The organism is Campylobacter troglodytis, assembly GCF_006864425.1.
Classification (GTDB): Bacteria; Campylobacterota; Campylobacteria; order Campylobacterales; family Campylobacteraceae; genus Campylobacter_D; species Campylobacter_D troglodytis.
This window is the reverse complement of sequence record NZ_QHLI01000004.1, coordinates 76,668-87,478: the sequence shown is the minus strand read 5'-3', so window position 1 is coordinate 87,478 and position 10,811 is coordinate 76,668. Positions and strand designations below refer to the sequence as shown.

Annotated in this window: 6 protein-coding genes; 1 reads left to right on the top strand and 5 read right to left on the bottom strand. The window is 34.8% G+C overall.

All coding sequences use genetic code 11. The features are described from left to right. Positions 1 to 1,355 precede the first annotated feature (1,355 nt). Entirely contained in the window at positions 1,356 to 1,565 is a 210-nt protein-coding gene (locus DMC01_RS01855) for a hypothetical protein (protein ID WP_142692597.1), read from the bottom strand. A gap of 870 nt (positions 1,566 to 2,435) precedes the next feature. Next, positions 2,436 to 3,710 (bottom strand): major outer membrane protein, encoded by a 1,275-nt coding sequence (locus tag DMC01_RS01850; protein WP_142692596.1) that lies wholly within the window; start codon positions 3,708 to 3,710, stop codon positions 2,436 to 2,438. 977 nt (positions 3,711 to 4,687) lie between these two features. Here DMC01_RS01850 and DMC01_RS01845 point away from each other — a divergent pair. Continuing rightward, a complete protein-coding gene (locus tag DMC01_RS01845) occupies positions 4,688 to 5,038 on the top strand; it encodes a hypothetical protein (protein ID WP_142692595.1) in 351 nt (116 codons plus the stop codon). A gap of 409 nt (positions 5,039 to 5,447) precedes the next feature. On the opposite strand, the gene DMC01_RS01840 is transcribed toward DMC01_RS01845, so the two are convergent. The 3 genes from DMC01_RS01840 to DMC01_RS01830 form a co-directional block, all read right to left on the bottom strand. Then, positions 5,448 to 9,020 (bottom strand): glycosyltransferase, encoded by a 3,573-nt coding sequence (locus DMC01_RS01840; protein WP_142692594.1) that lies wholly within the window; start codon positions 9,018 to 9,020, stop codon positions 5,448 to 5,450. Continuing rightward, positions 8,989 to 10,194 (bottom strand): tetratricopeptide repeat protein, encoded by a 1,206-nt coding sequence (locus DMC01_RS01835; RefSeq protein ID WP_142692593.1) that lies wholly within the window; start codon positions 10,192 to 10,194, stop codon positions 8,989 to 8,991. The genes DMC01_RS01840 and DMC01_RS01835 overlap by 32 nt, the downstream gene beginning before the upstream one ends. 413 nt (positions 10,195 to 10,607) lie before the next feature. Continuing rightward, positions 10,608 to 10,808: a hypothetical protein gene (locus DMC01_RS01830; protein WP_142692592.1), complete on the bottom strand. Its 201-nt coding sequence runs from the start codon at positions 10,806 to 10,808 to the stop codon at positions 10,608 to 10,610. Positions 10,809 to 10,811: the final 3 nt, after the last annotated feature.

Below are 10,811 nucleotides of genomic sequence, written 5' to 3'. Positions count from 1 at the left end.
AATTTAGCCTTTGAAATTTTTAAACAGATTTACACTTGTTTTGCACTTTGTAAATCATAATTTAAGACTATTTTATTTGAGTTTAACTTGTCTTGAGCCAATTTTTTTTGTGTTTCTAAATTTAGCTAGGCTAAACTTCGCAAAGCCACTTTTGCTTACAGTTGTGAGTGTGTAACACGAAGTAAAAAAGTTCTATATCTCATTGATGTGCTTGTGTCCCTTTGCAAACTAACTTTTAGAGTGTTTTACAAAATCTTATGCCTTATCTTATGCCTTTGCACACAAATCAACCAAGGCATCGTAGGCTTTGAAATTTTACTGTAAATCTCACACTCGTTAAGCTTTGCAAAGTCCTTTATTATAGTTAGTAATACTTTGGATAAGCAGTGTTTAACCACTTGTACGTAAACATCAGCCTAGCGTTTTAGCATTCTTCCTCACAAATGGACAAGAGGGGTAACGAAGTAAAAACACAGATGTATTTTTCCAGTCCCAATCCACGCTTACCACGCACCCTTTTTGCCCCTTGTGCTACGCAGTTATGAGCCTAGCATTGTAAAAAATAACTCTCACCCTCTTTCACCACTCATTTTCTAAACAAACTTCGTTTTGCTGATTTTTCACACTCTTTGGCTATTAAAATTCGAATTTTCCGTAAAATTCTATTTATGCAAGGATTAGAAATGTTGCAAAGTTTGGCGATTTTTTAGCCTTTAAATCAAGACTCCTCCAAAAGTTACGAGCCGCAAGGCGAAGTAAAAAATACTTCAAAATTCCTTAAATTTCTTTTGATACAATTAGGGAATGAATTATATATTTATTTTTCATCTAATTTTCCATACTTTAAAATGATCTTGTATCAAATCAAAGTATCTTGAGCCATTTTAAATTCAAAAGAGGTATTTTTGCTTTGTGAGAATATAACAAAGCAAGAAGCTTGTCATAGTTAGTAAGCTTGGTTGGTGAAACCGTCTAGCTTAGTGCCTTGTTGGCTGTGTGTTAAAATTTTAAAGCATAGTTTCTAATCTAAAATCATCGTTTCTTAGCTAAAATGTAGCTCATTGAGTAAAATTAAGCTTTTTTTAGACAATTTAGTAAAACTAAGTTTATCTAAAAAAGATCTTTTAAACTAGCCTTGTAAGCTACTAAGCCATTTTTTTCAAAAGATAAATTTGATAAGACGGTGTTTAAATAAACAGTTTTTATAAAAGGAGCTTAAAAGTACATTTTGATCATCTTGCTTTGGAAAAAGTATAAATTTGATAAGACGGTGTAAAAATAAACACACAAAAAAGCTTAAAAACAAGCTTTGAGTATCTTGCGTGAATTTAGCCTTAATGACTACAAAAAAGCTTTCATTCTACACTTATACTTAGACTTCCCTTTGAGCCTCTGTCTCTTGGGATGGAGTTTTTGTTATTTCCGCTGTGCTTTTCATAGCGAAAAAGAAGCTCCCCGCTTAATTCTATCTTAGGAGCTTTTTCAATGTAAGGCTTTACGGGCTTTGGCAAGGCATCAGCCATACTGAATGTAAGGGACAATAAAAATAAGATCAAAAAACGCATCTTCTTTCCTTTTAAATTTAAAAACTTAAATTTAACACTTAGCTTTAATAGCCTTATATCATACAAGGTAAGCTGTCTTAAAATGCCTTTGTTTATCTTGGCAAGCTTAAAAGCGTGTTGTTTTTTTAATCAAAAAATTTGCAAAGGGCTTTGCTTAATTATTTATCATCACAATGACATATTATTTTAAATAAAGGACAAGCTTTTAAGCTAAGCACTGTTTTAAAAGACATTATAGCTTATTTAGGTTTAGAAACTTGAATTTTTTAAATTCAAAAGAGCTTGAATTTAGAATTTAAAGCAAGGGGTTTTATTTGTGAGCTTAAAAATTTAAAGCCTTGCTTTATTAATTTTTAACTTTAATGAAATTTTAAGCTTTTAAATTCACAACCTTTTAAAATGTTTAAGTTATGAAAGATTTAAATTTAGCTTTTTAAAGGCTTTGTGGGTATTAAAAAATGTTGAATAATAAGCTTGGTTCATTTTGAGGTGTAGGTGTAAAGAGTAAATTCAAAGAATGCGTGAATTTAAAGTGTAAAGTGTAAGGTGCATTTAAATAGTTTGCGAATTTAAGGAGTTTGTGATTTTAAAGTGCAAAGAGTGAATTTAAAGTACAAGGTGAAAAAAATGAATTTAAAGAGTGTGTGAATTTAAGGTGCAAGATAAAAAGAGTAAATTCAAAAAATTTGTGAATTTAAAGTGTAAAGTAAAAAGAGCGAATTAAAATAGTTTGTAAATTCAAGGTATATGGCGAAAAAAATGAATTCAAAGCATAAATAGTTAAAAGTATTAAAACAAGAAATTTAAAAAGCCACCGCAAAAACGGTGGCTTGAATTTAGCTTTAAGCTAGATCCTAGCTAAAAGCTAGTTTAGAAGTCATATCTTGCCTCAAAGCGGATATTGTTCTTTTTGATTGTGCTGTCAAAATGCTTAGCCTTGTGGGTTACATTTGAGTAAAAGCCTGAAAATACTAGGTTATTAGTGTGAGCATACTCTAATCTTCCTACTATTTCTTGCTTTTTACCAGCTGAGCCGTTTTCAACGGTAGTAGCTGCCTTTGTTCCACCATACACATAATCAGCCCCAATCCTAAAGCCATTTATGGTATAACCAACACTTGCGAAGGCAAATTGATTCTTACCAGTACTTCCGTTCAAGGATGAGCCCTCAAGACCTTGAATTTCCTCTCCTGGGGTGATTAGATCTCCTGTATCTTCAAGCACATTTACGGTTAGTGCATCCTTTTTACCATAAGCTGTGTAGCCTAGGGTGCCATCAAAGCCAGCTATTTCAAGTGTTCCAGCTACTGTGTAAAGTGAGCCTCCTTTGACAGAATCTTTGATCTCATTGTGAACTGAGTTTCCAAGATACTGAGCTTGTAAATTCCAGCTTCCATCCTCTCCAAGAGGCAAGGTGTAGCCAACTGTTACAGCATAAAGATTAATCCTCTTTGGCTCATAAGCATACCACAAACTAGCAGCGACTCCGTTTTCCTCTGTCATATCAAAGATAGCAGCAGCACCGTAGATATTATACCTAAATAGATTGTTTTTTTGAGTAGGATTCTCAGGATCAGCAAATACAAAATCAGGATCATCATCCACGCTATCTACTGCAAAGGCAGTTAGGGTAGTGCCTACAAGGGAGTTGTTTAGGATCTGAGCCTTCATACCGGCTGAGCCGTCTAGGTTGTCATTGTCAGTCCAGATGGTGTTAAGTCTTTGGCGACCTAGGTTTATGGTGGTACCAAAGTCCTCGTTGCTATATTGCAAGTAGGCTTCTTGTAGATTTATAGGCTTAGAGGTATCAGCACCTTGATTGACATCTGTACTAGAAGCCCAGCCTCCATCGCTTCCATCCTCACCTGTGGTGGAGGCGTTATACCTAAGAGTACCTACGATCTTAAAGCCATCTCCTATGTTTACTCCTGTGGTAAGGGCTGCTTTGAATTTGTGTCTTTGCACATCGTTATAATCACCCACATTACCGTTTGAGTCACTTTTGTCATAGAAGCTATCGTAGCGGTATCTCACACTTCCTTCTATCTCTACATCCTTGATAGCCTCCTCTAAAGACTTAGCCTCTACCAAAGAAAACGAACCACCCGCTAGGGCAGCAACCAATGAAAGTTTCAAACTCTTCATACAAAATCCTTTCGTTTTGAAATTTAAACAAGGAATTATAGCATAAAATTTGAGTTTTGAAAAAAAAAAAAAAAACAAAATTTTATAAATGCTATCAAATAAAAACAAGTTAATGGACTAAATTTAGGCTTTGAAACTATTTTTTTAATCTAATTTAAATAAATAAAAAAATTTATAAATTTAAAATTAAGCTTGCTAAAAATATCAATTTGCTAGCAAAATGATAAAATAGTTTGAATTTTAAGGCTTAATTCAAGGCTTTGTGTGCTAAATTTAAGAGGGGCTTAACTGTTTAATAATAGGCTTTTGCTGAAAGTATCATCACCGATCTTTTTAGCACTCATTGCTTATCCCTTTTTTGTTATATCTAGCCAAGCATTTAAAATTCTCATTTTAAACACGGTAAGTGTGTAGGGGATTTGCTACTTTAACTACTTTTAAGAATGTTTTAATGCACCTTGCTTAGCAAGAAACAACAAGAATATCATATTACGAGCTTTTTGATCTTAGAAAAATTCAAGGCTTGGAAAATTAAGAGCTTTTTAAGCTTAATGTGGCAAATTTTAATGCTTTTTTATGGCAAATTTTTTTTGAAATTTGAAGCTTTTTCAAAAAAGTATTGTTTTGTCATTTTGAGCTTATAGGCGAAGAAGCCATAAATTCAAGGCATTTTGCCATAAATTCGCACATTCTTATTATAGGCTTAAAATGACAAGAATTTAATATTGTGAATTTTATATTGCCACCCTGAGCCACATTGTCATACTAAGCATTGCGAAGTATCTAGTAATTCTAAAAGAGATATTTCGCTTTCTGCGAAAGCTCAATATGACAATGCTACTTATCATTTTAAGCGTAGCGAAAAATCTCAACTATTTTGTCATTTTGAGCCTTTAGGTGAAAAATCTCAAGCCTTTATTTGTCATACTAAGCGAAGTGAAGTATCTAGTAATTTTAAAAGAGATATTTCGCTTTCTGTGAAAGCTCAATATGACAATGCTACTTATCATTTTAAGCGTAGCGAAAAATCTCAACTATTTTGTCATTTTGAGCCTTTAGGTGAAAAATCTCAAGCCTTTATTTGTCATACTAAGCATTGCGAAGTATCTAGTAATTCTAAAAGAGATATTTCGCTTTCTGCGAAAGCTCAATATGACAATGCTACTTATCATTTTAAGCATTGCGAAGTATCTAGTAATTTTAAAAGAGATATTTCGCTTTCTGTGAAAGCTCAATATGACAATGCAAGAGATATTTCGCTTTGTGCGAAAGCTCAATATGACAATGCTACTTGTCATTTTAAGCATTGCGAAAAATCTCAAATTTAAAAAGTTTTAATATGGCAAAACCTTGTGAATTTTTAAAAAAATTCACACCCTTTTACAAAATGCCAAAAAATCACCCTAAAAATGAAAAGTTAGCAAAAACTTCACTCCACAAGCTAAAATTTAGCATTTAGACCCTATATGGTTTGTTTTTTTTGCCCCCTCACAAAAAATCGCAATAAATTCATACTCTTTTACAAAATACCAAAAAACTTCACTCTAAAAATTAGAGTTTATAATTTAGAATTTATATGGTTTACTTCTTTGCCCTCTCACACAAAATTCGCAACAAATTCACGCCACAAGTTAAAACTTAGAATTTATACGACTTAGTTCTTTACCCTCTAACACAAAATTTTACAACAAATTCACGCCCTCTCACAAAGCCTCATAAGATACTCACTTTAAAATTTTAAGGCTTGTCAAAATAAATCCTCTCAAATTCCTTTTTTATCTTCTCATTATACAAAGCTACATCAAATTTTTTAAAGCCTGGCTTGTTTTCATAAAGGGCAAAAAGCCCATTTAGAATGCCTTCTTCTCCCTTTTCTACCACAAGTCCGTATTCATCATCGCCCAAAAAGTCCTTTGCGCAAGTAAAATTAGTGCAAATTATGGGCTTTTCTAAGATCATAGCCTCTGCCAGCACGAGGGCTTGCCCCTCGTGCTTAGAAGAAAGCACAAAGAACTGAGAATGCTTTAAGAACTTATAAGGATTAGGGATAAAGCCTAGCAAATGCACGAAAGATTTAGCCTTTAAAGACTTGATTAAATGCTCTAAATGCTCACGCGATGAACCCTCGCCTAAGATTAAAAGCCTTGTGTTTTTATGCTTGGCGTGGAATTTAACAAAGGCTTTGATTAGGCTTTCTTGATCCTTTTCTATGCTTAATCTTGCTAGATTTATAAAGACCTCAACTCCCTTAAAATAGCCTTTTTCCTTGCTTGAAAGGGGAATTTTTGATTTAACAAGCACTTCTTTTGGGTTTATGAAATTTGGCAAGGGTGTGAATTTATCCTCATTTATGTGGTATTTCAAGGCTAAATTTGCCTTGTTTTCATCGCTTGTAGCAGCTGAAACGCTTAAAATTTTATCGTATTTTTTATACAAATAAAAATTACCCCTTAGATAGGGAAATTTTTTATAAAACTCCCCTAGCATATCATTATGAGCATAGATAAATTTTTTAATAGGCGCGTAGGCAAAAAGATAAGTAAAGTAACGGTTATACCCATCATAATTTACCACTAAATCAAACTTAGTATCCCCATAAAGCCTTCTATACTCCCTTTGCCAAATCCTTGCAAAGATAGCATCTATGTCCTCACTTCTTTCATATAAAAAGCCTTGATCTAAGAAATAATTTGCCTCTTCAAGACTTAAATTCACAGTGCCTACCTTTGGCAAAACTATTACATTTTTTGATGCCTCTTTAAACAAATTCATATGTGCTTCATCTGCTTCTATGCCACCCTTTTCTATGGCTAGATAGGGCTTTAAACCTGAAATAGCCAAAAGATTTTTAAAGGCTGAGGTTATGCCATTTGCTAGGAATGAGCCTGCAAAGAAGAGGATTTTTTGTGAGTGTTTTGGGCTTGTTTCGTCTTTGCTTGTGGCTGAATTTTGAGCTTGCAAGCCTTGCGAATTCTCGTCTGTTTTGTCATTCTGAGCTTTCTCAGAAAGCGAAGAATCCCTTAAATTTAAAGCACTTTGTGAATTTTCACTTGAATTTGCATTTAAATTCACGGTGTTTTGTGAATTTAAAATGTCGCTTTCGTTTCTGCTTTGCTGTGTGACTGAATTTTGCGAATTTAAGTCTTGTGAATTCTCATTTAAATTCACACCATTTTTGTCATTGCGAGCTTTCGCAGAAAGCGAAGAATCTCTAGCAATAGTTTGTGAATTTTCCTCCACCTTGCCACCCTGAGTTTGCGAAGCAAACGAAGAATCTCTATCAGCACCTTGTGAATTTTCCCCACTCTTGTCTTTCTGAGCGAAGTGCGTAGCACGAAGCGAAGAATCTCTTAAATTTAAAGCACCTTGTGAATTCAAAGCCTCATTTTCACTCTCCCCATTTTGTGCCAAATTTTGAGTTTGCAAACCTTGTGCATTCTCCCCCACCTTGTCATTCTGAGCGAAGTGCGTAGCACGAAGCGAAGAATCTCTTAAATTCAAAGCCTTATCCAAAGCCTTCCTTTGAACCTCAACCCCAAATCTAGCCTTCAAATCCCTTCTTTTTTCTGCGTAGCTTTGATTTAAACTTGCATCATAAAGATAAGCTTTATCGCAGCTATCAAAGAAGAAAAACTCAATCACCCTTTTAGTGGCAAAGCCATCTTCAAGGGGCAAAAAGCCTTGCTTTAAATGAGAGTAGCGGTTTTTAGCATTTAAGAACTTCTCATCATTTAAAAGCCCTAAAATCTCATCAACTGTCTTCACATAGGACAAGCCTAGATCTTCTAAGTCAAAATAAATACCCCTTTCTTTTTTATACTCCTCATAATCATAGCAATAATAAATTATAGGCTTATCAAGCACCATATAATCAAAAGCAATGCTTGAATAATCAGTAATCAAAAGATCCACTATGCCCAAAAGCTCGTTTGTGTCTATGTCTCTATCATTTGCATCACATACTCTGTCCTTTTCAATCTCGATGTATTTTAGGGTTTCGTAGTGTCCTTTAAATAGCACCTTAAAAGATGTCAAAGAAAGGGTTTTTAGCAAACTAGAAATTTTTTCATACTCAAAATTTGCATCCCCAAAATAGCCGCGGTAGGTGGGTGCATACAAAAGCACCTTTTCTGTGGGCCTTATGCCAAAGCGTTCTCTTAGTCTTTGAGCTGTGTTTTGGGTGTCGTAGTTTTGTGAATGTGCGTTTGAATTTTGCAAAGCTTGTGAGCTTGTTGAATTTTTGCTTGAATTTACATTTAAATTCACACCATCTTTGTCATTCTGAGTTTGCGAAGCAAACGAAGAATACACAAAATTCACACTATTTTGTAAATTTGTTGAATTCTCACTTGAATTCTCATTTAAATTATCGCCTACCTTGTCATTCTGAGCGAAGTGCGTAGCACGAAGCGAAGAATCTCTTACATTTAAAGCACTTTGTGAATTCTCAGTTGAATTCACACCCACCTTGTCATTCTGAGTTTGCGAAGCAAACGAAGAATCTCTATCAGCACCTTGCGAATTTTCCCCAATTTTGTCATTCTGAGCGAAGTGCGTAGCACGAAGCGAAGAATCCACAAAATCCACTCCACCTTGCAAATCCTGCACATTCTCACTCAAATTCTCACCCAAATTCTCGCCAAAATTCAAGCCCCCCTTGACAATCAGCTCATTTTCCCTTGCCACCTTTAAGGTTAGATCTATCCTAGCATAGCCGCTTATTAAAGCCTTTCCTGAAAAAAGCTCAGCCACATCGTAGTCTCTTAACAAAACATCTTGCATAAAAAGGCTAGGATTGGCAAAATGACTAACCTGTAAGAAATTGCGTTGGGTGTTGTCGTGTTCCATAAACTTTGTTTGTATGTATTTGCCAAGGCATTTTAGGGCTGTGCCGTGCCAGGTGTTTAGGTAAAGCTGATCCTTCCTTCTTATGAAATAGTAAGGAAAGGTGGTGTTGTTGATGAGATATTTTGCACTTGCAAGGTATCGCAGATACAAATGACTTTCCTTGCGAACCAAGATGAGATTTTTAAGGCTTTTAAGCTCTTTTGGGATAAAATCCGCACTTGAAAGCACCCAGATATGGGTATAGTCTCTAAATCTCTCATCCCTTAAAACTTCCTTAAAAATGGCATAGGGATTGCAAGACATAAGGCGTCCATGAAATACCTCGTATAAAATGTGCTTTTCTAAGATGGGTTCGTTTTCGTAGAAGTGTGTGTAGATAAGGCGTTTTTTAAACTGTGTATCGCTTCTAAGAAGGCTTCTTATGTGAGCTTTAATCATAATCCCCCCCCCCCGTGTAAGCAAACTGAGTGCTTTCTAGATGTGCTTTTAAGGCTAACTCTGTTTGCCCTAAACGCTCATAAGCAAGGGCTAGGTTTTTATGCCATTCACCGCGGTAATCGCTAGTTCTTTTCACAGCCTCTTCAAAGAAATTCACGCTTTTTTGAGTTTCGCCCATTTGATACAAACAAAGGGCTAGGCGGTAATGAGTAAATGAAGATAGATAATTTACGCGTAAGGCAAGCTCATAACAAAAAATAGCCTCTTTAAGCTCTAAGCACCTTTCATAAACAAAGCCTAGCTTGAAAAGCACATCGTGTTCTAACTCGTATCTTAAATAAGGCTTGTTATCAAGGGCTGTTTGAAGTGCTTGCAGATCCTGCCAACTTGCAAATTCTTTTAAATTCACAGTTAAACTAGCCTGTTCTTTAAGTAAATTCACATACGCCCTTTTAGCCCACTTATATCTTTGAGCCTGTTCGTGCAAAAGTCCTATGCCAAGCCGGGCCAGATCCTCTTTTTCCTCTTTTTCCTCTTTTTCCTCTTTTTCCTCTTTTTCCTCTTTTTCCTCTTTTTCCTCTTTTTCCTTTGCTAGGATGCCAAATTTTATTGCCTTTGAGTAAGCAGATTTAGCCTTTTTAAATAGCTCATTTTCTTCTTTTTGACTTAGTTTTTCTAAGCTTAACTCGCTTAAAACCATAGCCTCGTAGCAAAATCCAAGCTCATAATTAGCCCTTTTAAGCTCAGCTTCATCCCTTAAAAGCTTAATGGCTGCTTCGTAATTCACAGTAGCTTCTTTAAAAGAGCTTAAAGCCATATAAGCATCTGCTAGATCTAGGTAGAATTTAGGATGCTTTTTTGTGGCTAGTTTTGTTTTGGCATTTTCTATGATGGCAAAATAAGGATCATTTGCCTTAAACACAGAAAAATAAGCAGATGCTTTTAGCCTAGCTGTTTCTAGCTGCTTTTGCCACTGTTTTTTGGGATTTAAATTTATAGCCTCTTCTATGCTTAAAATAGCAGATGCATAGTCTTTGTTTTTATAATAACACATCGCTATTTTGAAATGATTTTTCGCGTGTTTGGGGTGAAAAACCCTTGCCCTTTCATAAAAGGCTAATGCCTTCTCATAGTCTTTGTCATAATGATAAAGCTTCATAGCCCACAGATAAAATGGGTAAAATAAAACTCTTAACATTTGCTTTCCTTTCTTTTTTTGCCTTTTTTTTAATTTTTATTTTAAAGGCTTTTTTTAATTGCCCTTGCTTAAAAGGCTTTTTGTGTTTTTTGTTTAATTTTTCTTAATAAAAGCCTTTTTTGTGTTTTTGTTTAATTTTGCTTATAAACGCTTTTTCTTGTGAAAATGCGTGAATTTTTGTGAATTTTTTTGAAAAATCGCAAAAAATTCACGCTCACCTTGTCATTCTGAGCGTGTGCCAAGAATCCACAAATTCAAGCCTTGTTTGCAAAGTGTGGATTCTTCGCCTTTATATAAAAGGCTCGCAATGACAATGTGAATTTTTTCAAAAAAACAAAAAAATTCACGGATTTTCTAAATAGCCACTCTAACAGCTTGTAAAGTATGGATTGCCACGATTTTACTCACTTTATTTATAAAATCTCGCAATGACATACTACTTTCGTCATTGACGAGCCTACGACAGCAGACGAAGAATCCACAAATTCAAGCCTTGTTTGCAAAGTGTGGATTGCCACGATTTTACTCACTTTGTTCGTAAAATCTCGCAATGACAAACCATTTACCTTTTTACTCACTTTATTTATAAAATCTCGCAATGACAAAATACTCATTTC